The 25687-nt window shown below is 69.8% G+C and carries 24 protein-coding genes; 16 read left to right on the plus strand and 8 right to left on the minus strand.

The features are described 5' to 3' along the window. The first annotated feature begins 124 nt into the window (after positions 1-124). Positions 125-1033, plus strand: a complete 909-nt coding sequence (locus ABZV40_RS03590; RefSeq protein ID WP_355435782.1) for an RIO1 family regulatory kinase/ATPase — start codon at positions 125-127, stop codon at positions 1031-1033. Positions 1034-1266: 233 nt separating this feature from the next. Then, entirely contained in the window at positions 1267-2802 is a 1536-nt protein-coding gene (locus ABZV40_RS03595) for a DEAD/DEAH box helicase (RefSeq protein ID WP_355435149.1), read from the plus strand. A 61-nt stretch (positions 2803-2863) separates the two neighbouring features. On the opposite strand, the gene ABZV40_RS03600 is transcribed toward ABZV40_RS03595, so the two are convergent. Together ABZV40_RS03600 and ABZV40_RS03605 are read right to left on the minus strand one after the other, a co-directional pair. After that, positions 2864-5419: a BTAD domain-containing putative transcriptional regulator gene (locus ABZV40_RS03600; protein ID WP_355435152.1), complete on the minus strand. Its 2556-nt coding sequence runs from the start codon at positions 5417-5419 to the stop codon at positions 2864-2866. A 46-nt stretch (positions 5420-5465) separates the two neighbouring features. After that, the gene (locus ABZV40_RS03605; RefSeq protein ID WP_355435154.1) at positions 5466-5759 is read right to left on the minus strand and encodes a hypothetical protein; all 294 of its coding nucleotides are present in this window, start codon (positions 5757-5759) and stop codon (positions 5466-5468) included. Between the two features lie 792 nt (positions 5760-6551). Between ABZV40_RS03605 and ABZV40_RS03610 the strand changes: the two genes are divergently transcribed. After that, a complete protein-coding gene (locus tag ABZV40_RS03610; protein WP_355435157.1) occupies positions 6552-9557 on the plus strand; it encodes a BTAD domain-containing putative transcriptional regulator in 3006 nt (1001 codons plus the stop codon). A 41-nt stretch (positions 9558-9598) separates the two neighbouring features. Here the strand turns inward: ABZV40_RS03610 and ABZV40_RS03615 are convergent, their stop codons facing one another. Both ABZV40_RS03615 and ABZV40_RS03620 read right to left on the minus strand, forming a co-directional pair. Next, positions 9599-10036 (minus strand): hypothetical protein, encoded by a 438-nt coding sequence (locus tag ABZV40_RS03615; RefSeq protein ID WP_355435160.1) that lies wholly within the window; start codon positions 10034-10036, stop codon positions 9599-9601. 57 nt (positions 10037-10093) lie between these two features. Further along, positions 10094-11020: a hypothetical protein gene (locus ABZV40_RS03620; protein WP_355435163.1), complete on the minus strand. Its 927-nt coding sequence runs from the start codon at positions 11018-11020 to the stop codon at positions 10094-10096. A 118-nt stretch (positions 11021-11138) separates the two neighbouring features. On the opposite strand from ABZV40_RS03620, the gene ABZV40_RS03625 reads away from it, so the two are divergent. After that, on the plus strand, positions 11139-12098 hold the full coding sequence (locus ABZV40_RS03625; protein ID WP_355435167.1) for an ABC transporter permease: 960 nt from the start codon (positions 11139-11141) through the stop codon (positions 12096-12098). Here the strand turns inward: ABZV40_RS03625 and ABZV40_RS03630 are convergent. Together ABZV40_RS03630 and ABZV40_RS03635 are read right to left on the minus strand one after the other, a co-directional pair. Beyond that, positions 11994-12401, minus strand: a complete 408-nt coding sequence (locus ABZV40_RS03630) for a YjbQ family protein (RefSeq protein ID WP_355435170.1) — start codon at positions 12399-12401, stop codon at positions 11994-11996. The two genes, ABZV40_RS03625 and ABZV40_RS03630, sit on opposite strands and share 105 nt — an antisense overlap. Before the next feature lie 4 nt (positions 12402-12405). Next, entirely contained in the window at positions 12406-12963 is a 558-nt protein-coding gene (locus tag ABZV40_RS03635; protein WP_355435173.1) for a sugar O-acetyltransferase, read from the minus strand. Between the two features lie 22 nt (positions 12964-12985). On the opposite strand from ABZV40_RS03635, the gene ABZV40_RS03640 reads away from it, so the two are divergent. Genes ABZV40_RS03640 through ABZV40_RS03655 form a run of 4 tightly spaced genes read left to right on the plus strand, consistent with a single transcriptional unit; the run spans position 12986 to position 16100 of the window. After that, complete coding sequence (locus ABZV40_RS03640) at positions 12986-13894, plus strand: nucleotide disphospho-sugar-binding domain-containing protein (protein ID WP_355435176.1); 909 nt, start codon at positions 12986-12988, stop codon at positions 13892-13894. Positions 13895-13905: 11 nt separating this feature from the next. After that, the gene (locus ABZV40_RS03645; protein ID WP_355435178.1) at positions 13906-14370 is read left to right on the plus strand and encodes a DUF4442 domain-containing protein; all 465 of its coding nucleotides are present in this window, start codon (positions 13906-13908) and stop codon (positions 14368-14370) included. Then, complete coding sequence (locus ABZV40_RS03650) at positions 14363-15316, plus strand: aminotransferase class V-fold PLP-dependent enzyme (protein WP_355435181.1); 954 nt, start codon at positions 14363-14365, stop codon at positions 15314-15316. The genes ABZV40_RS03645 and ABZV40_RS03650 overlap by 8 nt, the downstream gene beginning before the upstream one ends. 55 nt (positions 15317-15371) lie before the next feature. Further along, positions 15372-16100 (plus strand): hypothetical protein, encoded by a 729-nt coding sequence (locus ABZV40_RS03655; protein WP_355435183.1) that lies wholly within the window; start codon positions 15372-15374, stop codon positions 16098-16100. 118 nt (positions 16101-16218) lie between these two features. Here the strand turns inward: ABZV40_RS03655 and ABZV40_RS03660 are convergent, their stop codons facing one another. Together ABZV40_RS03660 and ABZV40_RS03665 are read right to left on the minus strand one after the other, a co-directional pair. Then, positions 16219-16650, minus strand: a complete 432-nt coding sequence (locus tag ABZV40_RS03660) for a ferritin-like domain-containing protein (protein ID WP_355435186.1) — start codon at positions 16648-16650, stop codon at positions 16219-16221. Further along, on the minus strand, positions 16647-17090 hold the full coding sequence (locus tag ABZV40_RS03665; RefSeq protein ID WP_355435189.1) for a hypothetical protein: 444 nt from the start codon (positions 17088-17090) through the stop codon (positions 16647-16649). The genes ABZV40_RS03660 and ABZV40_RS03665 overlap by 4 nt, the downstream gene beginning before the upstream one ends. Before the next feature lie 129 nt (positions 17091-17219). Between ABZV40_RS03665 and rimP the strand changes: the two genes are divergently transcribed. The 8 genes from rimP (at position 17220) to ABZV40_RS03705 (ending at position 25636) form a co-directional block, all read left to right on the plus strand. After that, a complete protein-coding gene (rimP, locus tag ABZV40_RS03670) occupies positions 17220-17744 on the plus strand; it encodes a ribosome maturation factor RimP (protein ID WP_355435192.1) in 525 nt (174 codons plus the stop codon). Continuing rightward, positions 17741-18754 carry a transcription termination factor NusA gene (gene nusA / locus ABZV40_RS03675; protein ID WP_355435195.1) on the plus strand — a complete coding sequence of 338 codons (1014 nt, stop codon included), beginning with the start codon at positions 17741-17743 and terminating at the stop codon, positions 18752-18754. The genes rimP and nusA overlap by 4 nt, the downstream gene beginning before the upstream one ends. A gap of 42 nt (positions 18755-18796) precedes the next feature. After that, entirely contained in the window at positions 18797-19120 is a 324-nt protein-coding gene (locus ABZV40_RS03680; protein WP_355435198.1) for a YlxR family protein, read from the plus strand. A gap of 87 nt (positions 19121-19207) precedes the next feature. After that, a complete protein-coding gene (infB, locus tag ABZV40_RS03685) occupies positions 19208-22336 on the plus strand; it encodes a translation initiation factor IF-2 (RefSeq protein WP_355435201.1) in 3129 nt (1042 codons plus the stop codon). A gap of 301 nt (positions 22337-22637) precedes the next feature. Continuing rightward, the gene (locus ABZV40_RS03690; protein WP_167975948.1) at positions 22638-22934 is read left to right on the plus strand and encodes a DUF503 domain-containing protein; all 297 of its coding nucleotides are present in this window, start codon (positions 22638-22640) and stop codon (positions 22932-22934) included. Between the two features lie 13 nt (positions 22935-22947). Beyond that, a complete protein-coding gene (rbfA, locus tag ABZV40_RS03695) occupies positions 22948-23397 on the plus strand; it encodes a 30S ribosome-binding factor RbfA (protein WP_355435204.1) in 450 nt (149 codons plus the stop codon). Between the two features lie 122 nt (positions 23398-23519). Further along, positions 23520-24506: a bifunctional oligoribonuclease/PAP phosphatase NrnA gene (locus tag ABZV40_RS03700; RefSeq protein ID WP_355435207.1), complete on the plus strand. Its 987-nt coding sequence runs from the start codon at positions 23520-23522 to the stop codon at positions 24504-24506. Continuing rightward, a complete protein-coding gene (locus ABZV40_RS03705; protein ID WP_355435210.1) occupies positions 24503-25636 on the plus strand; it encodes an ROK family transcriptional regulator in 1134 nt (377 codons plus the stop codon). Before ABZV40_RS03700 ends, ABZV40_RS03705 begins: the two co-directional genes overlap by 4 nt. Positions 25637-25687 lie beyond the last annotated feature (51 nt).

Raw genomic sequence — 25687 nt, forward strand, 5'->3', positions numbered from 1 at the left:
TGATCAGCGTCGTTTGATCGCAGAGCGCCTGTGGGGCGGTCACCTTCACCTTCTGGGAGACCCCACCGTGCGCGAGCACGATCTGTACGAACGTTTCGAATCCTCTTTCGACGACGCCGACACCATGCGGCGCAAGGGAAAGCGCGGTAAGCGCACGGCCGAAGACGCGGAGCCGACGCGCCGCGGCCGCATGACAGAAGCCGAGAAGCTGCGAGTCGCACGACTGCGCGAGGACCAGCTCAGCACGGCGGACACCCCGGCGGACGGCGACCGCTGGTCCACCTGGGGCGACGCCGAGCAGGGACCGAAGCCGCGCCCGAGCTGGGTCGTCACCGAGCTGGCCGCGGTCGACCGCGAGCTGGGCGTCGTGAAGACCGGCAAGGAGGCGGACGTCTTCCTGCTGGAACGCGCGCTGGGCGAGAAGGCGTGCCTGCTCGCCGCCAAGCGCTACCGCAGCAACGACCACCGGATGTTCCACCGCGACGCGGGGTACCTGGAAGGCCGGCGGATGAGGAAGTCCCGCGAGATGCGGGCCGTCCAGAACCGCACGGCGTTCGGGCGCAACCTGATCGCGGAGCAGTGGGCGGTCGCGGAGTTCGCCGCGCTCGCCAGGCTGTGGCAGATCGGCGCGCCCGTGCCGTACCCGGTGCAACGCAGCGGCACTGAGCTGCTGCTGGAGTTCATCGGGGACGACGAGGGCAACGCGGCACCGCGGCTCGCGCAGACGCGTCCTGATGAGGACGAGCTGCTCGACCTGTGGCGTCAGCTGGTCGCCACGTTGACGACGCTCGCGGAGGCGGGCGTCACGCACGGCGACCTGTCCGCGTTCAACCTGATGGTCCACGACGGCAGGCTGGTCATGATCGACCTGCCGCAGGTGGTCGACCTCGTCGCGAACCCCCGCGGCGTGGAGTTCCTCGACCGCGACGTCCGCAACATCAGCGGGTGGTTCGCCTCGCGCGGCCTCCCGCCGGAGATCGCCGACCCGTCCGCGCTGGTGGCAACGCTGCTGGACGTGGCGGGTATGGCGTGACCGAGGTTGCGCGCCCGGCAGTGTCCAACGACACTGCCGGGCGCGCAACGCACCACCAATGATCAGCTAGACTGTGCTGTGCACCGATGAAGGCCTGACCGCCGTTGACCGGTGCGTCCACCCACTCATTCAGGCGTGACCACCACGCCGGGCTCGTCCTTGTGAACTGGCACCGCGGTAAGCGCGGGGCAGCCTTGAGACGTGCCATGTCTCGGAGGTTTGTTTTGCCATCAATGTCCGAAGGTCGTTCCGAGCGCGCACACAGCCGCAGGTCACCGCGGCGCCGCTCGGGTCGCCAGGGCAACTCCTCGCGTCCGCAGCAGCGGGTCGAGGAACCGGTCGTCGCCGAGCACTTCGAGAGCACGCTGCCGGAAGGCCCGCTGCCCTCGTTCGCCGAAATCGGCCTTTCCGACGCGCTGATCCGTTCGCTCGCCGCCAACGAGATCACCGAGCCGTTCCCCATCCAGGCGGCCACCCTGCCCGACTCCATGTCGGGCCGTGACATCCTCGGCCGCGGCCAGACCGGTTCCGGCAAGACGCTGGCGTTCGGTCTCGCGATGCTGACCCGCCTCGCGGGCGGCCGTTCCACGCCGCACAAGCCGCGTGGCCTCATCCTCGTCCCGACCCGCGAGCTCGCGATGCAGGTCGAGACGGCGCTCATGCCGCACGCCCGCGCACTGGGCCTGTGGTGCCGCGTCGTCGTCGGCGGCACGTCGTTTCCGCGGCAGATCGACCACCTGCGCCGCGGCGTCGACCTGCTGATCGCCACGCCGGGGCGCCTGTCCGACCACGTCCGCCAGGAGACCTGCGACCTGTCCCAGGTCGAGATCACCGCGCTGGACGAGGCCGACCAGATGGCCGACATGGGCTTCATGCCCCAGGTCCGGGCGATCCTCGACCTGACCCCGCAGGACGGCCAGCGCCTGCTGTTCTCCGCGACGCTCGACGGCGACGTCGACAAGCTGGTCCGCCAGTACCTGCACGACCCGGTGACGCACTCGGTGGCCCCGCCCACCGCGAGTGTCACGACGATGGAGCACCACCTGCTGTTCGTGTCCGCTGAGGACAAGCAGAACGTGGTGACCGAGGTGGCCGCGCGCGAGGGCCGCACGATCATGTTCGTGCGCACCAAGCACCACGTCGACCGCCTGGCCAAGAAGCTCCGCTCCGTCGGCGTCCACGCGGGAGCCCTGCACGGCGGCAAGGCGCAGAGCGCCCGCACCCGCGTGCTCGGCGAGTTCCGCGAGGGCACCACGCCGGTTCTGATCGCGACGGACGTGGCGGCCCGCGGCATCCACGTCGACGACGTCTCGCTCGTCGTGCACGTCGACCCGCCGGCCGACCCGAAGGACTACCTGCACCGCGCCGGCCGCACGGCTCGTGCCGGCCAGTCCGGCACGGTCGTCACGCTGGTCACGCACGACCAGCGCCGCGCCGTCCAGGGCATGGCCGCTCGCGCGGGCATCCGTCCGGAGAGCACGAAGGTGCGCCCCGGCGACGAGGACCTGATCCGCATCACGGGTGCCCGCACCCCGAGCGGTGAGCCGGTCGTCGAGCGTGAGAAGCCGGCCCGTCGCAGTGGCGGTGGCGGACGTCGTTTCGGCGCTCCGGCCGCCGGTGGCCGCGGCGAGTACCGCGGTGGCTCCGGCCGTCGTTCGGAGGGCGGCGAGTTCCGCGGCGGACCGCGTCGCTCGGAGCGTTCCGAGGGTGGCCGCGGTTTCGGCCGCACGGAGCGCACCGGCCGTCCGCGCAGGGCTCCGCAGCACTGACCCAGTTGACGATGAACGGCGCATTTGTCCACCTCACGTGGACAAATGCGCCGTTCATCGTTCAGCCTGCCCGGCGGTCGGTGAGGTCCAGGGCCGGTTCCTCGAACCACGCGAGCGCACGTTCCTGTTTCGCCGCACGCACCGTGCGAGGCAGTTGGTCGGCCACGACGTCGCGCACCAGCAGGTGCCGGAACCCGTACTCGATCTCGCCGGTCTCGCTGTTGCGGCCCTGACGGCGCAGGAAGTCCCGCTGCTCCAGCAACTCCAGCGCCTTGGCGACCTCGCCGGGGTCGCGCAGGCCGGTGGCGGCGACCGCGCCGGGAGAGACCAGATCACCCACGACGGCGGCGTCCTGCAGCACGGCCTTCACCTCGAACGGCAGCGAGTCGAGCTGAGCCGCGAGCACTCCGCGCACGGACGACGGCATCGGCAGCCCGCCTTCGTTGTGCAGGCACGGGTTGCGCGGATCGGACACCATCCGGGCGTACTCGACGGCGAACAACGGGTTGCCGCCGACGCACGACACCAGGGCCTGCCACAGCTCGCCGGAGAGCTCACCGGCCTCCAGCAACGAGTTCAGCAGGCTCCGGGTCCCGTTGTGGGACAACGGTTCCAGGCTGATCGTGGTCGCGTTGCGCTTGCCGCCGAACCACGAGGGGCGGCGCTGCAGCAGTTCCGGACGGGCCGTGACGACCACCAGCAGCGGCACCGAAGCCGCGTGCTCGCTCAGCTCCTCCACGAAGTCGAGCACCACGTCGTTCGCCCAGTGCAGGTCCTCCAGGAAGACGACCAGCGGCTCGGACTCGGCGATCTCCTCCAGGAACCGGCGCCACGCCGCGAAGTCCGCCGTGACGTCCGGGCTCGGCCCCGCGAGGCCGACCAGGCTCGCCGCGAGGCGGTCCGCGAGCTCGCCGGCGCCGACCAACGAGGAGACCGCGGCGTGCAGCGTCTCCGGGGAGGCGAACCCGCGCACGACGTCGGACAACGGCCCGTAGCCGTAGTCGTCTCCGAAAGCCGTTGCGGTGCCACGCAATGCAGTGGCGCACGAAGAAGTGAGCTCGTTGACGAGCCGGGTCTTGCCCACACCGGCCTCGCCGAGCACGGTCACGAAGTGCGGGCGGCGGCGGGTGCGGACCTCGTCGAGAAGTCCTTGCAGCACAAGGAGCTCGCGTTCGCGCTCGACGAACGGCACCGGCGCCTGGGCCCGGCGGGTCGCGCCGCGCGGGGACACGCACGAGACCGCCTGCCAGCCACCGGTCGGGACGGGATCGTCGGCCCACGTCACGGAGGAGCTTCCGGCACGGGTCGCGGTGCAGGCGCGGACGGCGCCCAGCGGGGCGAGCGCCATCAGCTGGCGGCACCGGTCGAGCAGCACGCCGGACGCGGAAGGCGTGCCGGACGCGGGTAGCCGCACCAGGGCCTCGCCCGTGGCCACACCGATCTGCACGTCCGCGACCGCGGCCAGACGGTCACGGATGGCCAACGCCGAACGCACGGCGCGATCGGCATCATCCTCCGACGTGCGAGGCACACCGAACAGTGCGAGGAACACGGAGCCGACGTTGCCGCCGACGACACCGCCCAACCGGGAAACCTCGGAGGAAACCACGGCGGCGACTTCCTGGTGCACCGCGTCGACGTCTTCGGGGTCGCCGTCGCCGGCCGCGAGACCGAGCTGAGCGGACACCATCACGGCACTGACGAGCTTGCGCTCCACGGTCGTCACGTCCACATCGGCCGGTTCCACCGCGGGGGAGGGCTGCGTGACCACCGCGGGAGCCGGAGCGGGGACGGGTGGAACGGGAGAGGAGTGGCCGACGGCGAGCAGGTGCCTGCGCTGCACCGACGGCGGGAGGTCCAGCGCGGGGGCGTGGTCGAGGATCGCGCGCTCCAGTTCCTGCAGCTCACGGCCCGGTTCGAGACCGAGCTCCTCCACCAGCGCCGCCCTCGTGCGGCGGTAGACGCTCAAGGCGTCGACCTGCCGGCCACACCGGTAAAGCGCCAGCATCAGCTGTCCACCCAGCCGTTCGCGATACGGCTCGGCCTCGATCAACGACTCCAGCTCGCCGATGATCTCGTAGTGCCGTCCGCAGGCGAGCTCTGCCTCGAAGCAGTCCTCCTGCGTGGCCAGCCGCCAGTCCTTGATGGCGGTCAGCTCAGGCCAGTTGATGCCGGTCTCCGCGAGATCCGCGAGCACCGGTCCGCGCCACAGGCCCAGTGCCTTGCGGAGCACCTTCGCGGCGGCGGAGAAGTTGCCGGCGGACAGTTCACCTCGGCCCTGTTCGGTGAGCTGCTGGAATTGCGACAGGTCGAGTGAGTCGGGGTCCACGCGCAGGAGGTATCCCGGCGCGTGGGTCAGCAGCAGCGCAGACCCCTCAGAGCTGCTGCCGTGGGGAGTGAGAACGCCACGCAGCCCGGAGACCGCGTTCTGGAGCATCTTGCGCGCTGTGGGCGGCACGTCCCGCGGCCACAGCGCCTGGAGCAGCTTGCTGGTCGCCACCACGCGGTTGGCGTGCAGCAGGAGGAAACCCAGAGCCGCGCGCTGCTTGACCCCGCCGAGTGGCACGGGCAGGTCGTCGTCGAGGACTTCCAGTGAGCCCAGCAGGTGAAAACGCATGGTTCTGGCCTCCATCTAGACGGTGATCCGGTCGGAGGGGGAGAGATCAGCCCCAGGGGGTGTCGTCGTCCCACGGGGTGTCGTTGTGGTTCGGGACCGCCGGGAGCGCGATGGAGTGGCCCCACGGCGTGTCTGTGGCGCGACCCCACGGGGTGTCGTTCGCGACGCTCTTGCCCCACGGGGTGTCATCAGCGGCGATGACCTTGCTCCACGGGGTGTCGTCCGCGGCGCTCTTGCCCCACGGGGTGTCGGCCTGCGCGGTGCCGGAGAACAGCGAGAGAGCCAGGGCCGTGGGGACGGCGGAGAGAACCAGAGCGGCAGCGGTCGTCTTGCGGATCATGTCGGCCTCCTCATGCTTGGTCGGTCCTTGGCTTGAGTGCTGCTTCAGCCGCGTTCGAGCGGCGTCTGAGAGCGAAGTTAGGAGCGCCGCCCATCGCCGCTCTATCGCGCACCCACCGCGTATCAATCGGCCGTGATGGCGGCCTTGAACTGGCCAAATGAGACGCCTCAACAGTTGATCCGCCAGTCAACGAACAGCCGTTACTACGCAGGGTGGTGGCTTGTCCCTGAAATTGGGTGCGGTGTACCGCAATGGTTGGGTGCGGTTAGCGATCCGAACGAACGGCTTGTGCCGCTCGGAGTAGCGCCGATGAGACGTTCAGGCTGCTTGGCGGCATGACGTACGATCGTCGTGACGCCGCCACCGACCACCTGTGAATTCTCAGGCACACGTACTGCTTGATCTGCCCTGTTGTTCCTGATCTGAGCATCTCCAAATGAGATGCCTATTGAGATCGGGCGCATTATGGTGGATCGTGCGCCGATACACAAGAAGGATCTTGACAGTTTTACCTGCCGGAGCTAACTTTGGAGATCATCACCCATCTGAGTGACCGCCCTGCAGTCTCTATGAACGGGAGGTCAGCAGCGGGAAGTGAAAAATTTTCATATTGTAAGCCGATCTTGAGGTGACGCCTGGGAGTGCCTTTTTCCGCGTCTTCGGCCGGATTGCACGAACGCGAGTACGCCCATCCGTAAATGCAATTCCGTCACGGGAAATCCGTAGCGGAAATCGTCCGGAGCGTGAGGTGTTGGGCTTTGCGAGAGATAAAGGCGCGAGGGGTCGTCCGACATGAGCTCCGCCCCTGATGAGAAGCTGATTTTCAAGCTGCTCGGCCCGATCGAGGTCATCGGAGCCGAGGAGCAGGTTCAGGTACCGCCAGGACGTCAGCAGACGATCCTGGGCGCTCTGCTGCTGGAAGCCAACCGCGTGGTCAGCATGGACCAGCTGATCGACCTCGTCTGGGAGCACACCCCGCCGTCGACCGCACGGGCGCAGATCCAGATCTGCGTGTCCGCGCTCCGGCGGGAGTTCGCGAGGGTCGGCGTCGACGCCCAGATCGAGACCCGCCAGCCCGGCTACCTGTTGCGCGTCGCCGCCGACAGGATCGACACCTTCCTCTTCGAACGCCGCGTGGCCGACTCCGACGCCGCCGTCCGTCAGGGACGCATGGAAGAGGCCTCCGCGATGCTGCGGCAGGCACTGGCGTTGTGGCGCGGTCCCGCACTCGGCGGCGCCGCGGCCACGTTGCAGAACAAAGCGGTGCGTCTGGACGAGAAACGCCTGTCGGTGCTGGAGAACTGCGTCGACATCGAGTTGTTGCTCGGCAGGCACCACGCTCTCATCGGTGAATTGCAGAGCATGGTGACCGAACACCCGTTGCGGGAACGGCCGCGCGGTCAGCTGATGCTCGCGCTCTACCGCTCCGGCCGTCAGTCCGAGGCTTTGGACGTCTATCGCACGGGCCGCGACCTCTTCATCGAGCACCTCGGCCTCGAACCGAGCGACCAGCTGCGCAAGCTCGAGACCGCGATCCTGACCGACGACGAGGTGCTGCGCCTCGACCAGGAGAAGTCGGTCCCGGTCACCGTCCAGAACGTCGTGTCACCGCACCAGCTTCCGGCCACCATCGCGGACTTCATCGGGCGCCAGGACGTGGTGGCCCGTGCCGAGGCCGTGCTGTCCGGCGACCACCTGACCATGCCCGTGGTCAACATCTCGGGCAAGGCGGGCATCGGTAAGAGCGCTCTCGCGATCCACGTGGCCCACCGCGTGGCGGCCGAGACCTATCCGGACGGCCAGCTCTACTGCGACCTGCGCGGCACCCAGGCGCAGCCCGCCACTCCCGCCGAGATTCTCGGCCGGTTTCTGTCCGCTTTGGGCGCTGTGGGTTCCACACTGCCCGATGGCGTGGACGAGCGCGCGGACATGTACCGCAGCATGCTCGCCAACCGCCGTGTGCTGGTCGTTCTCGACGACGCGGCCAGCGAGTCGCAGGTGCACCAGCTGCTTCCGGGCTCGCCGACGTGCGGTGTGATCGTCACGAGCAGGACCCGGTTGACCGGTCTCGCCGGATCTCATTTGGTCGACGTCGACTTCATGGACTCCGACGACGCCCTCGAACTGCTGGGCCGCATCATCGGCACGCAACGCCTGGAGAGCGAACCCGTTGCGGCATCGGCGTTGGTGGATGTCGTCGGAGGTCTGCCCCTGGCGTTGCGCATCATCGGCGCCCGTCTGGCCGCCCGCCCGCACTGGACGTTGGCCTCGATGGTCGGACGTCTCGCCGACGAACGTCATCGCCTCGACGAGTTGGTGCACGGCGACATGGTCGTGCGCGCCAGCCTCTCGCTGACCTACGACGGCCTGGAACCCGACACGTGCCGGGTCATGCGGTTGATGTCGTTGCTGGAAGCGGAAAGCCTGCCGGTCTGGACGGCGTCCGCGCTCACCGACGACGACCGCAACCGCGGCTTCGACCTCCTGGAACGCCTCGTCGACGCGCAGCTGCTCGACGTGGTCGGCAGCGACGTGACGGGCCTGCCCCGCTACCGCTTCCACGACCTGATCCGCTTGTTCGCCAAGGAACAGCTCGCCGCGCACGAGTCCCCGGCCACCCAGTACGCCGCCGTGGAACGCGTCGCCGGCGGCTGGCTCGCGATGGCCGAGCAGGCCCACCAACGGCTGTACGGCGGCGACTTCACCGTCCTGCACGGCAACGGCCGACGGTGGCAGCCGCACTCCTCGTACCTCGACCAGGTGCTGCAGGACCCGTTGGGGTGGCTGGAAAGCGAGCGCCCGAACATCTGCGCGGCCGTCCTGCAGGCGGCCGACGCGGGCCTGGACGAGCTGTGCTGGGACCTCGCGATGACGCTCGTGACGTTGTTCGAGACCCGCAGCTACCTCGACGACTGGCAGCAGACCCACGAACGCGCCCTGGACGCGGTGCGCAAGGCGGGCAACAAACGCGGCACCGCGGCCCTGCTGTGCTCACTCGGCTCCCTGCACCACAGCCAGCGCCGCATGGAGGCGTCCAGAACGGCCCTGGAACCGGCGCTGGAGATCTTCACCGAGCTCGACGACACCCACGGGCTCGCCCTGGTGCGCCGCAACCTGGGGCTGCTGGAGTACAACGAGGGCCGCCCGGAGCTCGCGGCCCGGATCTTCGAACAGTCGCTGGCCGGCTTCAAACGCGTCGGCGACGTAGTCGGCCAGGCCTACGTGGTGTCCCAGCTCGCCCAGCTGTCACTGGACCGGGGCGAACACGAGCTCGCGGTGGGCCAGCTGCGCGGCGCCCTCGGCATGTGCCGGGAGATCTCCAGCCCGCGCGTCGAAGCCCAGGTGCTGTACCGGCTCGGCGGCGCGATGCTGGTGCAGGGCCGCTACGAGCAGGCGCAGCAGCTCATCACGTCGGTGCTGGGCATGGTGCAGCGCTCCGGCGACACCGTCGGCGAGAGCTACGCCCTGCACTCGCTCGGGCTCATCCACGGCCGCATGCGGATGTTCGCCGAGGCGGGACGGCTGCTGCGGCGCGCGATCCGGCTGTGCGAGGAGAACCTCGACCGCGTCGGCGCGGCGCGGATCCGGCTCGACCTCGCGCAGCTCGTGTCGCAGCGGGGCGAGACGTTCCACGCGATCGCCATCGTCGAGCAGGCGATGATGACGTTCCAGGAGTTGCGGTTGGCGCTGTGGGAGAGCAAGGCGCTGGCCGTGCTGGAGAAGATCACCGCCGAGCACCCGCTGCCCGCCGCCGTCCCGTCGAACGGCGCCGTCCCGTCGAACGGCGCCACGCGCTGACGGCGGTGTCCGGCACAGAGTGATTTGAAATGCCGGAACCGTCAGTTGGCCGGCGGCAGCGCGAACCATCGACCGGGTTCGACCACCCGCAGCTCGCCGCAGGCAGCGAGCTGCTCGCACGCGGCGTTGAGCTCCTCGTCCGTCAGGGGGTGATGTCCGTTGCCGGAGAGGAAGGACTTGATTCGCCAGACGTCGAAGGCTTCCACCTCGACGGCCCTGTCAGGGTCGGGAACCAGGTCGACGTCCACCTCACGGCCGTACTGGTCGGTCATACGGCATCCCGCGCCGTGAACCGAGTACTCGATGCCGCTGGCCGTCCGGCCCTCGCGGGCCATCGTCCGTTGCGAGCGCACCGCGAACATGATGTCCTGCACGCCGGTCATACCAGGGAGATCAGCGAACAGCCGACTCCTGACCTCGTGAAGGGCCACGACGTAGCTGCGGACGGACTCGACAGCCGACCAGGTGCTCTCGTTCACGTCGGCGATTGTGCCCGGAGAAGCCGGTGCCGAGCCTCGCGGAGCCGGCCCGCAGCACTACGTGGTCGGCACCAGCGAGTCGATCATCTTCTGCAGGTCGGACTCCTTCGGCAGCGGCTTGTCCGTGCCGCCTCCGCCGCCCTCCAGATCGCCGTTCACGACCAGCACGTGCAGCTTGCTGCTGCCGTTGAGCACGAGGACCTTGACGACGCCCTTGCTCGCCAGGCACTTGCTGGCCGACTGGGTGACCGTGGCGTCGACCTGCACGCCCTCGACGACGACCTTCTGGCCGTCCTTCTGGGTGTGCTGGATCTTCACCGGCTTGGGCTGCGCCAGCGTCACCTGCGGTTCGCCGCCCGACGAGTAGAACTGGGTGCCCACGGCCTTGGCGAAGTCGGAGGCGGTCTGGTTCATGTCGCCCTTGGGCAGCAACGTGCCGCCGTTGGTGCCCTTGGTGAACGACTTGCCCTCGCACTCGTAGTCGCCGTACGTGCTGACGCCGGTCAGTGCGATGCCGGGGTACTTCTCGATCGGGATCTTCGCCTCGGGCACGAGGTCCCAGTTCTTCGGGACCTCGTAGTTGTACCCGAGGGACGTCTGGACGCACTGCACGCCTTCGTTCTTGCACGCGCCGGTGGTGGGTTGCGCGGAGGTGCTGGTCGGCGTGGACGGGGTGGGCTGGGCGTTCTGGTCGTTCGTGTTGCGTGACAGCACGAACCAGGTGACGCCGCCGCCGACGAGCAGCACCAGCACGACGGTGCTGATGACCAGCCAGAGCGTCTTCCTCCTCTTCGGCGGCTCGCTGTCGAACCCGCCGTAGACGCCGAGACCGCCGTACTGGCCGTACCCCTGCTGGGGGAAACCGCCCGTCTGCGGATAGCCGCCGACCTGGTAGCCACCGCTCGAGTAGTCACCCTGCTGCTGGCCCCAGCCCTGCTGCTGGTCGTTCCAGCCGCCCTGTCCGCCGCCACCTGGGTAAGTCACGCGGTGAACGGTACCTGGTGGGTCTGACAGGAGTTAATTCATCAAGCGTTGACTTCAATGCGGAGCGAAGCGTAGCGTGCCCGCTAAATTCAACGTTTGATGAACTTGGAGGCTCGTGATGCGCACCGCGCTGGTCGCCGCCGTCGCAGGTGCGGTGGTGGCGTTTCTGCTGGGACTGCTGACTTTCGGCGTGCAGGCCACCGTGCACCCGCACGACGTCCCGCTCGCCGTGGTGGCACCGCCCCCGATCGCCGAACGGGTGAAAGCCGCCGACTCGCCCGAGGTCGACCTCAAGGTGGTCGGAGCCGACGAAGCCCGGACCCTGTTGGCGGACAAGGAGGTCTACGGGGTCCTGGAGATCTCACCCGGCAAGGCGACGATCCGGCTCAACCCGGCGGTCAACCCGTCGGGCACCCAGGTCGCGCAGCAGGTGCTGACCGGCGTGGCGCAGGGTGCCGGGCTGCCCGTCGGGGTCGAGGGCCAGGTCGTCTCCGCGGCCGAACGCACGGCGCCGCTCGCCGCGTCCGCGCTGCTGTGGGTCGGCGGGATGATCTCCGGACTGCTGTTCGTGGTGCTGAAGGGCCGTCGGCTGCGGCTGCTGTCGGCGGTCACCACGGCCGTGCTGGTCGTCGGTTCCGTGACCGGGTTGCTGGCCTGGTGGGGCGTCACGGTCAGCGCGAAGACGCTGAGCTTCCTGCTCGCGGTCGCCGTGTCGTTCGCGTTGCTGCAGGCCGGGTTGTTCAAGCAACTCGGCATCCGCGCGATGGGCGTCCTCGGCATCCTCTACCTGATGGCGCCCGCGGTGGCCGGTCAGGTGCCGGAGCTCCTCAACCCCGCGTACAAGGCGGTGCTGTGGTCGTGGACGCCGTTCCGGTTCTCGGCGGAAGGCCTGCGCAGCCTCATGTACGGCGGATCCATCGGCGCCGAGTGGTGGGTGTTCGGCGGGATCGCGCTCGCGGGGCTCGTGCTGCTGCTAGCCGGCAAGGAAGCTCAGCCGGACCGTGCGGACGGGGTTGTCGACGTTGGTGTCCACGAGGCAGACGGACTGCCACGTCCCGAGCGCCAGCACACCGCCTAACACCGGAATCGTCGCGTACGGCGGCACCAGCGCGGGCATCACGTGGTCACGACCGTGACCGGGGGTGCCGTGCCGGTGCCGCCACTTCACGTCGCGGGGCAGGATGCGCTCCAACGCGGTCAGCAGGTCGTCGTCGCTGCCCGCGCCCGTCTCGATGATGGCGACACCGGCGGTCGCGTGCGGCACCCACACGTGCAGCAGGCCGTCGCCGTTCTCGCTGTGGAGGAACCGCTCGCACTCGCGCGTGAGGTCCCGCACGACCTCATCGGAACCGGTGCGGACCTGGATCTCCTCGCTGCGCATGACCTCAGATCTTACGAACGACCCGTGCCGGGTTGCCGACCGCGAGCACGTGATCAGGCAAATCGCGCGTCACGACGCTGCCCGCGCCGACCACCGTGTTGTTGCCGATGGTCACGCCGGGGCACACGATGACGCCGCCGCCGAACCACACCTCGTCGCCGATGACGATCGGTGCGGTGGTCTCCCAGCCGGCGATCCGCGCCTCGTGGTCCTCGATCGGGTGCAACGCCGTCAGCAGCTGCACGCGCGGCCCCATCATCACGTTGTCGCCGATGGTCACCGGACCGCAGTCGAGGATGATGCCGTCGTAGTTCATGAAGCTGTTCGAGCCGATGCGCGTGTTGTAGCCGTACTCGATCTGCAGGCGCGGCAGCAGCGTCGTGTTCGTGCCGATCTCCGCGAGAAATCCTTTGAGGATGGCGTACTGGCCGTCGAGGTCTTCCGGGTCGTGCGCGTTGAACCGAGCCATCTCCCGCCAGGCGCGCCGCCGGTCCGCGTCCAGCTCCGGGTCCATCGACAGGTAGGGCTCACCCTTGATCATCTTCTCGCGGTTGGTTCCCATGAGGCCTCAGTATCGTCATGGCATGCGCGTGCTTTTCGCCAGCATGGCGACCGTTGGGCACACCTATCCGTTGATCCCGTTGGCGCTCGCACTGCGCGATGCCGGGCACGAGGTCCACTTCGCGGTCGGCGACGAGATGCACCCCGAGCTGACCAGACTGGGCCTGCGGCCGTTCCGGCCGGGTCTGGTGTTCGGTGACATCTACGCGGAGGACATCGCGCCCGAGCTGGAACGCGTCCTGCCCGACCTGGTGATCAGCGGGTGGTCCGTGCCGGAGGTGTTCTCCGAGGCCCGCCGCCGCGCGTTTCCGGTGCTGTGGCACGGGTTCGGGCGGATGTTCGACGAAGGCATCGGGCTCGCCCGGCCGGAGGGTGGCAGGCACCTCGACATCTGCCCGCCTTCGTTGCAGAGCAAGGACTTCACGGCCGAGCGGATCCTGCTCCGGCCGGTGCCGCACGCGACGCCGGGCGAGGTGCCGCCGCGCACGCACGAGAAGCTGATCTACGTCACGTTCGGCACCGTGTTCGGCAACGAGGACCTGCTCGCGACCGCCGTCGCCGGGCTGCAACGGCTCGACGCCCAGGTGGTGGTCGCCACGCCCGGCAGGTGGCTGCCGCAGGCCGAGGTGATCAAGCAGGCGGACGTCGTCGTGCACCACGGTGGCAGCGGCACGATGCTCGCCGCGCTGGCGTCGGGTGTCCCGCAGGTCGTGCTTCCGCAGGGAGCGGACCAGTTCGGCAACGCGGAGGCGCTCGTCGCGGCCGGGGCGGGCGTGCGTCCGGACGCGGTGAGTGCCGAGGCGATCGCGGAGAGCGCACGACTGTTGCTAGTGGACGGAGCGTGCGGCGAAGCCGCAGGCCAGCTGGCTGAGGAGATACGTCACATGCCGTCGCCGGAGGAAGTTGCGGACGGTCTGGCGAACGTTGTGTAACACTGTTTTTTATGAAGGCCAGCCGCCTGCGCTTCGGGATGAACCTGTGGCCGCCGTTCCTGTTCGCCGGGATCCGCGTGGAAGAGATGTCGCCGGACTACCGGTACGCGCGAGTGCGCATGCGCCTGCGCCCGTGGAACCGCAACTTCTTCGGCACCCACTTCGGCGGCTCGCTGTTCGCGATGACCGACCCGTTCTGGGTCCTGCTGCTGTTCCACCAGCTCGGCGGTGAGCACGTGGTGTGGGACCAGGCGGGCGAGATCGAGTTCGTCGCACCCGGCCGCGGCACGGTGCACGCGGAGTTCCGGCTGACCGACTCCCACGTCGAGCAGGTGCTGGAGCAGACGCGTTCGGGGGAGAAGGCGTTGATCTGGTTCGACACGGACGTCGTCGGGCAGGACGGGAACGTGATCGCCCGGGTGCGCAAGCAGGTCTACGCGCGGCGCAAACGCGGCAAGCAGCTCGCGCATGCGTGAGGCCTTCGGGGCGGTCTTCGACGTCGAGCCGGGCTACCTGAACACGGCGTCCATCGGCGTACCACCGCGGCACGTCGCGGACGCGGTCGCGGCGGCCCACGAACGGTGGCGGCGCGGGCAGGACACGTCGTCGAGCTTCAACGAGGTCGTCGAGACCTCACGGGCGGCATGGGGCCGGATCGTCGGAGTGACGGCGTCGTCGGTCGCATGCGGTGCGACGGTCTCGCAGTTCGTGTCGCTGGTCGCCCAGGCGTTGCCGGCCGGGTCGAGGATCTGCGTGCCCGAGGGCGAGTTCACGAGCGTCTCGCTGCCGTTCGTCGCGGCCGGGCACCGGATGGTGTCCACAGTGGACGAATGCGATCTCGTCGCGGTGAGCGTGGTGCAGTCCGCGGACGGTGCGATCGCGGACCTCGAAGCCTTGCGGGCGTCGGGCAAACCGGTGCTGATGGACGTGTCGCAGGCCGCGGGGTGGCTGCCGCTGTCGCTGTCGTGGGCCGACTTCGTCGTCGGTGCCGCGTACAAGTGGCTGATGGCACCGCGCGGTGCGGCCTGGATGGCGGTGCGGCCGGACCGGATGGACTTCCTCTCGCCGTTGGCGGCGAACTGGTACAGCACGGGGGAGAACTACGGCACGGAGCTAGTGCTCCATTCGGAGGCACGGCGGTTCGACCTCTCGCCGACGTGGTTCGCACACGTCGGTGCGGCGGTGGCGCTGCCGTGGGTCGCCACACTGGACCTCGAGGCCGTGCGCGCGCACAACGTGAACCTGACGGATCGCCTTCTGGCCGGGCTCGGTCTCCCGCCCAACGGTTCCGCGATCGTCTCGGTGGACGTGCCACCGGTCCCCGGTGTCGTCTCGTCGGTTCGCGCAGGTAGAACCCGGTTTTCGGGTCACCTCTACAACACGGTCGAGGACATCGATCGGGTGCTCAAGGCGCTCACCTGAGCGCCGTCCGTTACCGTGGGTCCTTGTGTCGGAACCACGCCAGTCACCTGAAGAGGTGACCCAGAACCTGCCTCGCTTCCCACCGAGGCCGACCGACACCGCGCCGCTCTACCCGGCCGACGAGCTGATGAAGCTCCAGTCGATCATGGACAACCGCCAGGGCCAGCTGCCTCACCAGCCGCCTCCGCCCTCGCGCCGGTCGACCTGGGTGGGCAAGGCGCTGGCACTCGTCGGCGTCGCGGTGGTCTCGGGATTCGTGTGGTGGGTGTTGCAGCCGTCGGATCCGGTAGACCAGCCGGTCGCGCAACCGCAGAAGACCGCGGGCGAGTTCGAGTTCACCACCGTGCCGCAGCTGCCGGAACCGGTGAAGGACAGCGACTGCGCGGCCCACGCCTCCGGGCAGACGTCGACGTTCTTCAAGACGACCCCGTGCCTGCAGCTCACCAGAGCCTTCTACACGGCCAAGCTGCCCGACGGCCGGACCGTGTACTCGTCGGTGTCCGTCGTGAAGATGCGGACGGCGGAGGAGGCCAAGGCGTTGCGCGAGCTGACCCAGAAGGACGGCACCGGCAACGTCAAGGACCTCGTCCTGGACAAGGCCATCAGCGTGCCGCCGCTGACCACGCTGGCCAACGGCGGGTACGCGTCCGAGCAGCGCGACCAGCAGGTCGTGATCGTCGAGTCCGACTCACCGGTCAAGAGCGCCGACGCGCTGGCGCACAACAAGGAGATGAAGAAGGTCTCCGCCGACGCGATCCGGCTCGCGTCCTCGTTCGGCGGCTAGCGCACGCGGGGACCTTTCGCTCTCCCCGCGTGCCCTCTACGGAAACGCGGGGTCCCCGCGTGCCCTCCGGGGTAACGCGGGGCCCCCGCGTTGCTTTCGGGATGCGGAAGGGTGGCCGTCAGCCCGAGGCGACGCCTGGCATCGTGATCGACGCCGGGGTGGTTCCGGCGGCCTTGCGCCACCTCGTCGCGCGCACGGCGGCCGTGGTCAGGGCCTCCAGGGCCGAGGTCCGCAGCGCCGCGTCGTCGGTGCGCTCCAGCACCCCGCGCCACGCGGCACAGGTGTCCTGCTCGACGGCGACGAGCGCGGTGAGCGCGGACGGGCCGTCGGAGACCGGAGCCGGTGGGAGGTAGGCGGCGGCGGGCGGGTTCGGCGTCGCCTGACGGTCCCGCAGCCACCGCTCGGTCGCGTCCCGGCGCGCCCGGTGCGCGTTGGCGCCCTCCGCGACGGCGGCGGCCTGGTTGCCCAGGAAGGCCGACACCAGCTCGTAGGTCCACAACGCCGCGTGCTCGGTGCCGAGCGCGGTCTGCACGGCGTCCACGTCGCTCACGAGAGCACCTCCCGCAGCGAAGCGCAGCCCGCGGCCACCGAACCGACGAGGCCGGCGCGGTAGGTGGGCAGCTTGGGCACGATCGCCGACGCGTCGCGCACGGCGGAGTCGAGAGCGGTCCGCAGTGCCGCCAGCGGGTCCGGCGGCGTGGGCGGCGCGGTGGGCGCGGGCGGCGCCGTCGAGGACAGCGGCGGGCGTTCGCGGTCGACCTCGGCCTGCAGCAGCCGGGCGTGCGCGTCGCGGGCCTTGGCGATCTCCGCGGCCGCCGCCACGCCCGTCAGCGTCTGGGCCAGCGCGGCGTCCGCCCGCGCCTGGGACGCGAGCGCCGACAACGGGTCCGGCGGCGGGGGCGGGGGAGGTTCTGTGGTGCACGCAACGGCGAGCGGTGCCGCGGCCACCGCGAGCAGCACGCGGCGGCGGCTGACCGATTCGGAGATCACGCGAACCCATCTTGCCAGCAGCCCTGCGGCGCGGTGGGAGCCGGGCAAAGGAGATAGTCTGGGCGTCCACGGCCGCCGAAACACCGTCGGCCGGGGTTTTCATGCGTTCGAACGACAAGGAGACACCACGTGTCCAGCCCGCCGCGCGGAGAGCTTGCCGCGCAGCTAGCACCCGTTGTGCGAGAAGCACTCGAAGCGATCGGCTTCGACCTCGACGCACTCGACGTGAATCAGGCTGGGCGCCGCCGTCTGGTCAAGGTCGTGGTGGACGGCGAGGACGGCATCGGGCTCGACGAGGTCGCCGAGGCGAGCCGGGTGGTCTCCGCCGCGCTCGACGCGCACGACCACCTGATCAACGGGCCGTACACCCTCGAGGTCACCTCGCCGGGTGTCGACCGCCCGCTCACCCGCCCGCGCCACTGGAAGCGCGCGCACCTGCGTCTCGTGAAGGTCAAGCAGCCCGAGCAGGTCGAGTGGTTCGGCCGGGTCGGGGAGTGCGACGAGACCGGTGTCGAGCTGCTGCACCAGGGCGAGCTGCGGCGCGTGGAGTACCGCCACATCGAACGCGCGGTCATGGAGATCGAGTTCAAGCAGCCGCCGGTCGAGGAACTGGCTCGGCTCACTCGGAAAGCACCGAAGGAGGAGCCGAGGTGAACGTCGACATCGCCGCCCTGAGGGCGATCGAACGTGAAAAGGACATCCCCTTCGAGACGGTCCTGGAGGCGATCGAGTCAGCACTGCTGACCGCCTACAAGCACACCGAAGGGCATCACTCGCACTCGCGGGTGGAGATCGACCGCAAGACCGGCGTCGTGCGCGTGCTCGCGCAGGAGCTGGGGCCGGACGGCGCGGTGCAGGAGGAGTGGGACGACACTCCCGAGGGCTTCGGCCGCATCGCCGCCACCACCGCGCGCCAGGTCATCCTGCAGCGCCTGCGCGACGCCGAGCACGAGCGCACGTTCGGCGAGTTCGCCGCCAAGGAGGGCGAGATCATCGCCGGGGTCGTGCAGCGCGACGCCCGCGCGAACGCCCGCGGCATGGTCGTCGTCCAGGTGGGCGACACCGAGGGCGTGCTGCCGCCGGCCGAGCAGGTGCCGGGCGAGCAGTACAACCACGGCGAGCGCATCAAGTGCTACGTCGTGAGCGTGTCCCGCGGTGCGCGCGGACCGCAGATCGCTCTCTCTCGCACGCACCCGAACCTCGTCCGGCGGCTGTTCGCCCTCGAGGTTCCGGAGATCGCGGACGGCACCGTGGAGATCCCCGCGGTGGCACGTGAGGCAGGTCACCGTTCGAAGATCGCGGTGAAATCAACGGTTGCCGGAGTGAACGCCAAGGGTGCCTGCATCGGCCCGATGGGTGCCCGCGTGCGCAACGTGATGCACGAGCTCGGCGGTGAGAAGATCGACATCATCGACCACTCGGACGACCCGGCCACTTTCGTCGGGAATGCATTGTCACCTGCGAAGGTTGTGTCCGTACGGGTGCTCGACGAGCGCGCCAAGACGGCGCGCGTGGTGGTGCCGGACTTCCAGCTGTCGCTGGCGATCGGCAAGGAGGGGCAGAACGCCCGCCTGGCCGCCCGCCTGACCGGCTGGCGCATCGACATCCGCAGCGACGCGGAGTCCCCGGCTGCCGGAGCAGTCACATCCAGTTCGGCCGAATGAGCTCCAGGGGATAGACTTATCAACGGTTCAACGTCGGGTTCGGTGACCCAGCACATCGGCCCTGTTCGCACGTGCATCGGATGCCGCACCCGAACGTTGCCCTCTGAGCTGCTGCGTGTGGTCGCGGTGGACGGTTCGGTGGTTCCGGACGTCCGCAGGCGGCTTCCTGGTCGGGGTGCTTGGTTGCATTTCGATCTCGAATGTCTGCGCAACGCCGAGCGGCGACGAGCGTTCTCACGGGCCCTCCGGGTCCAGGGAGCACTCGACGTCGCGTTGTTGCGCGAGCACTTGGAGCAGCACGGGAAAACGATCGAGGGACAGCCTCTCGGTCCGCAGGAAACAAGGAAGCAGGTCGACCCGTCATGAGTCAGCCGTGAAGCTGAAGACATGAACGCGCGACGTTAAGACGAGGTCGATGGGACTTGCCCGCCGGCCTCACGACCAAGGAGAGCAGTGGCAGGCAAGGCCCGCGTGCACGAGCTCGCGAAAGAGCTCGGAGTCACGAGCAAGGAAGTTCTGAACAAGCTCGCCGAACAAGGCGAATACGTGAAGTCCGCGTCGTCCACCGTCGAGGCCCCCGTGGCCCGGCGGCTCCGTGACGCCTACGAAGCCAAGTCGAAGCCGTCGGCCCCCAAGCCGTCCGCTCCGAAGCCGAAGGCTCCGGCACCCGCTGCCGCCGCCGCGCCCGCCGCACCGGCGGAGCCGAAGCCGGCCGCGACCGACAACAAGCCCGCCGCGCCGAAGGCCGTTCCCGGCCCGAAGCCGGCCGCCCCGCGCCCGCCGGCGCCGAAGCCCGCTCCGGCAGCCCCTGCCGCGCAGGCCCCGGCTCCGCCCGCGCCCGTCCAGCAGCCCCAGGCACCGGCCGCCGCCGCACCGGCACCGGCCGCGCCCAAGGCCGCACCCTCGGCTCCCGGCCCCAAGCCCGGTGCCCCGCGTCCCGGCCCGCGTCCGGCCCCGCAGCAGCAACCGCAGCCGCAGGCCCCGGCCGCGTCCGCCGGCTCGACCCCGTCCGTGGTGCCTCCGCGCCCGCAGGCTCCCAAGCCCGCAGGCCCGCGTGCCCCGCGTCCGGGCAACAACCCGTTCGGCGTGGGTGGCGGCAACGCTCCCGCGCCGCGTCCTGGACCTCGTCCCGGCCCGCGTCCGGAGTCCGGCGGCGACCGTCCGTCCGGCCCGAAGCCCGGCGACCCGCGTCCGGCCGGTCCGCGTCCCAGCGGCGCGCCCGGTCAGGGTGGTCCGCGCCCGGCTGCCCCGCAGGGCGGCCCGCGTCCGTCCGCGCCCGGTCAGGGCGGTCCTCGCCCGAACCCGGGCAACATGCCCCCGCGGCCGAACCCCGGCATGATGCCGGGTCGCCCCGCCGGTGGTAACCGTCCCGGTCCTGGTGGCGGCGGTGGCCGTCCCGGTGGCGGTGGCGGTCGTCCCGGTGGTGGTGGCGGCGGTGGCGGCTTCCGCGGCGGTGGCGGCGGAGGCGGCGGCGGTGGCTTCCGCGGCGGTGGCGGCGGAGGCGGCGGTGGCGGCTTCCGTCCCGGTGGCGGCGGTGGCGGAGGCGGTGGCTTCCGTCCCGGCGGTGGTGGCGGTGCCGGTGGCGGCGCCCCGGCCGGTGGTGGCGGCGGTTTCCGCGGTCGTCCCGGTGGCGGTGGCGGCGGCGCTGGTCGCGGCGGTACCGCTGGTGCCTTCGGTCGTCCGGGTGGTCCGGCGCGCCGTGGACGCAAGTCCAAGCGGCAGAAGCGCCAGGAGTACATGGACAACATGCAGGCGCCTTCGGTCGGTGGCGTCCGCCTGCCCAAGGGCAGCGGCGAGACGATCCGCCTGCCGCGCGGTGCCTCGCTGACCGACTTCGCCGACAAGATCAACGCCAACCCGGCGTCGCTCGTGCAGGTGCTGTTCCACCTGGGCGAGATGGTCACGGCGACCCAGTCGGTGTCCGACGAGATCCTGGAGCTGCTCGGCTCCGAGATGAACTACGTCGTGCAGGTCGTGTCCCCCGAGGAGGAGGACCGCGAGCTGCTGGAGACGTTCGACATCACCTACGGCGAGGACGCCGGTGGCGAGGACGATCTGCAGGTCCGCCCGCCGGTCGTGACCGTCATGGGTCACGTCGACCACGGTAAGACCCGACTCCTCGACACCATCCGCAAGGCGAAGGTGCACGAGGGCGAGGCCGGTGGCATCACCCAGCACATCGGTGCCTACCAGGTCCGCACGGAGCTCGAAGGCAACCCGCGTCTGATCACCTTCATCGACACCCCGGGTCACGAGGCGTTCACCGCCATGCGTGCCCGTGGTGCGAACTCGACCGACATCGCGGTCATCGTCGTCGCCGCGGACGACGGCGTGATGCCGCAGACGGTCGAGGCGATCAACCACGCGCAGGCCGCCGAGGCGCCGATCGTGGTCGCGGTCAACAAGATCGACAAGGAGGGTGCGAACCCCTCCAAGATCCGCCAGCAGCTGACCGAGTACGGCCTGGTCGCCGAGGAGTACGGCGGCGACACGATGTTCGTCGACATCTCCGCGAAGCAGGGCATCAACATCGACGGCCTCCTGGAGGCCATCCTGTTGACCGCCGACGCGTCGCTGGACCTCCGGGCCAACCCGGACATGGAGGCCCAGGGTGTCGCGATCGAGGCGCACCTCGACCGCGGTCGCGGTCCGGTCGCCACGGTGCTGGTCCAGCGAGGCACGCTCCGCGTCGGCGACTCGATCGTCGCGGGCGACGCCTACGGCCGCGTCCGCCGCATGGTGGACGAGCACGGCGAGGACGTCCACGACGCTCTGCCGTCGCGTCCGGTGCAGGTCATCGGTCTGACGTCGGTGCCGCGCGCCGGTGACACGTTCCTGGTGGTCGAGGAGGACCGCGTCGCACGGCAGATCGCCGAGCGTCGCCAGGCCCGCACTCGCAACGCGCAGAACGCCGCCAAGCGCAAGCGCGTCAGCCTCGAGGACCTGGACGCGGCGCTCAAGGAAACCAGCCAGCTCACCTTGATCATCAAGGGTGACAACTCGGGTACCGTCGAGGCCCTCGAGGACGCGCTCATGAAGATCGAGGTCGGCGACGACGTCGAGCTGCGCGTGATCCACCGCGGTGTCGGTGGCATCACCGAGGGCGACATCAACCTCGCCGTGGCCGGTTCCGCCATCGTCCTGGGCTTCAACGTCCGGGCCGAGGGCAAGGCGACCGAGCTCGCGAACCGCGAGGGCGTCGACGTCCGCTACTACACGGTCATCTACCAGGCGATCGACGAGATCGAGGCGGCCCTCAAGGGTCTCCTCAAGCCGGAGTACGAGGAGGTCCAGCTCGGCCGCGCCGAGATCCGGGACGTCTTCAAGTCCTCCAAGGTCGGCACGATCGCGGGTTGCATGGTCCTGTCGGGCGAGATCCGCCGCAACGCCAAGGCGCGCCTCATCCGTGACGGCAAGGTGATCGCGGAGAACCTCCCGATCAGCTCGCTCAAGCGGTTCAAGGACGACGCCACCGAGGTCCGTGAAGGTTTCGAGTGTGGTCTCACGCTCGGCAACTACAGCGACCTGAAGCTGGAAGACATCATCGAGACCTACGAGATGCGCGAGAAGCCGCGCGCCTGATCGGTACTCGCTCGGGGGACGTGTGTCCGCGGAAAGCGCGGACCACGTCGCTCGTCGTGTCTTCTGGGGGACGACCCCCAGACCCCCGCAGGTTCGGGCGCTGCGCGCCCGAACGGGGTTCGTATGCTGATGTGGCGAAAAGTGTGGATCGTGGTGTCTTCTGGGGGGCGACCCCCGGAAGCCCGCGTGTTCGGGCGCTGCGCGCCCGAACGGGGTTCGTGTGCTGATGCGGCGGAAGGCGCGGACCGTGTCGTTCGTAATGCTGATGCGTTAACCCTCCTTCTTCTGGAGGATCTTGCCCATGTACGTGGGGGCTCTGGAACTGGACGTGCTCTTGGGTGACGTCCACTCGTTGAAGGAGAAGCGCTCGGTGGTGCGGCCCGTCGTGGCCGAGCTGCGCAAGCGCTTCGAGGTCGCTGTCTCCGAGGCCGGTCATCTGGACCTGCATCGGCGCAGTCTGATCGGGGTGGCGGCGGTCGCCGCCGACCTGGAGCACGTCAGGGACGTGCTGGCCAGCTGTGAAAGGCTGGTCGCCGGACGTCCCGAACTGGAACTGCTTTCGGCTCGGACAAGGCTCGTCGGGCCGGAGGACGACTAGGAAGGGGAGGCTCGTGGCCGACACGGCACGTGCCCGCAAGCTCGCCAAGCGGATCTCGCAGATCGTTGCTTCGGCTCTGGAGCACGAGGTCAAGGATCCGCGTCTGGCACGGGTCACCATCACCGACACCAAGGTGACCGGCGACCTGCACGACGCGACCGTTTACTACACGGTTCTCGGCGAGCGTTTGGATTCCGAGCCTGATTTCGCCGGGGCGGCTGCCGCTCTGGAAAAGGCCAAGGGTGTGCTGCGCTCGATGGTGGGCCAGCAGACCGGCGTGCGGTTCACGCCCACGCTGACGTTCATGACCGACACCGTGCCGGACGCGGCCAGGAAGATGGACGAGCTGCTGGCTCGTGCTCAGGCCGCCGACGCCGAGGTGGCTCGGCTGGCGGCGGGGGCGTCTCCGGCCGGCGAGGCCGATCCGTACAAGGCTCCTCGTGAGGACGACGACGAGGACTGAGCAGCGGGGACCGTTCACACAGCTCTTGCTGGAACGGTCCCTTGCTCGTTCGCCAGGTGGAAACCGTCTTGTCCGAGGGTGCCCTGCAGCAAATGGGGATGCCGAACGGCTAACGTCTCCCTGTGGCAGACGATCTGAGCACCACCATTGCCGAGGCCGCGCGGTTGCTGGCCGGCGCCCGCGATGTGACCTTGCTGAGTCACATCAACCCCGACGCGGACACGCTCGGGAGTGCCTTGGCGGTGGGGCTCGCGCTGCACCGGCGCGGTGTCGCGGTGCGCGTGGCGTTCGGTGAGCCCGAGGTCGTGCCGGAGTCGCTGAAGGCGTTGGACACCGCCGGTCTGCTGGTGCACCGGGACGAGGTGCCGCTCGCGCCGGAGATGCTCGTGGTCATGGACACCGGCAGTCTGGGGCGGCTGGGACCGCTGGCGGACCGTGTCGCGCACTGCACCGGTCCGGTCATCGTCATCGACCACCACGTGTCGAACACGCGCTACGGGACGTTGCACTGCATCGACGAGCACGCCGAGGCAACGGCGCTCATCGCGTTGCGGCTGCTCGACGAGATGTCGGTCGAGATCGACGAGCCGATCGCGCGGTGCATCTACGCCGGGCTCGTGACGGACACCGGGGGCTTCCGCAAGGCCGGTCCCGCCGCGCACGAGACGGCCGCGCGGCTGCTGCAGACCGGAGTGGACGCGTACGCCGTCACGCGCCCGTTGATGGACGCGCATCCGTTCGCGTACCTCGGCATGTTGTCGCGCGTGCTGGCCCGCGCGGAGCTGGACCAGAAGGCCGCGCACGGACTGGGGTTGGTGCACGCGGTGGTGGGCCTGGACGATGCGCGCGACGTGCGCAGCGAGGAGGTGGAGAGCGTGATCGACGTGGTGCGCTCCACCTCCGAGGCCGAGGTGGCCGCCGTGCTGAAGGAGCTGAGGCCCGGGTTCTGGTCGGTGTCGCTGCGCGCCGTCGGCCGGGTCGACGTGCGTGAGGTGGCGCAGGCGCTCGGCGGGGGCGGGCACCGGCTGGCGGCCGGGTTCACCCGCGACGGTGCCGCGGACCAGGTCGTTGCCGCGCTCAAGGGCGCGTTGGAACGGGTGGAGTCATGACACGGACAGGAAGCCCGCGACTGCTGCGGGAGATCAACGATCGGGCGGCCATCGAGACCCTGCTGCGCAGCGGGGCGATGACGCGCGCCGAACTGGAGGAGGTCATCGGCCTCTCCAAGCCCGCGACGGCGCAACTGCTGGCGCGTCTGGAAGAGGACGGCATGGTCGTCCGCACGGGACTGCGCGGTGGCGGCCGGGGCCCGCGCGCCCAGATGTGGGCGGTCAACGGCGGCGTGGGTCATGTCGCGGCCGTGGCGCTGTCGGCGGACCTGATCGACGTGGCGATCGCGGACATCACCGGCTCGCTGCTGTCCGAGCACAGCGCGCCGATGCCCAAGGAGAACACGCTCCAGGTGTTCCGCGAGACCGCGCAGAAGGCCGCCGCCCTGGCCGGTCTGCGGCTGGACAGCCTGTCCCACGTGGTCGTGGGCACGCCCGGCGCGGTCGACCCGGCCACCGGCCACCTCGGCTTCGCGCCGCACCTGCCGGGGCTGGTCGACGTCGACCTGCCCGCGACCCTGCGCGACCTGCTCGGCACCTCGGTGTCGATCGAGAACGACATCAACCTCGCCGCGCTGGAGGAGATGAGCTCCGGCAAGGCCGCGGGCGTCCGCAACTTCGTCCTGTTCTGGCCGGCCGACGAGATCGGTTCGGCGGTGGTCGTCAACGGCGTGCTGCTGCGCGGTGTCACCGGTGGGGCCGGCGAGATCGACTCGATGCAGATCCCCGGCGGCCGCTACGGCGACCAGGTGGACAACGAGGCCCTTGTCGCCCTGGCCGCCTCGCACGGCATCGCGGCGTCGTCCGGCCTCGAAGCCGTGGCCCAGGCCCTCACCGCCGGCACCGGAGGCCGCGCGTTCCTCACCGACCTGGCACACCGGATCGCGCTCGGCCTCGCGAACGTCGTGTGCGTGCTCGACCCGGAGCTGGTGCTGATGTCCGGCAGCGTGGCGCACGCGGGCGGCGAGACGTTGTGCGATCTCGTGTCGGCGGAGCTGCTGAAGCTCGTGGTGCCGCGCACGCCCGTGCAGCTCGCCCAGATCACCGCGAAGCCGGTGCGCGCGGGCGCACTGCACTCGGCGCTGGCTGTGGCACGTGAGCGGGTGTTCGGCCTGCCTCAACGCGCGTGAGTGGTTCTGGTCGCTATAGCGGCCATAGGCGCGCACGACGTCTTACGTTCG

It is taken from the genome of Lentzea sp. NPDC004782 (assembly GCF_040609115.1).
GTDB lineage: Bacteria > Actinomycetota > Actinomycetes > Mycobacteriales > Pseudonocardiaceae > Lentzea.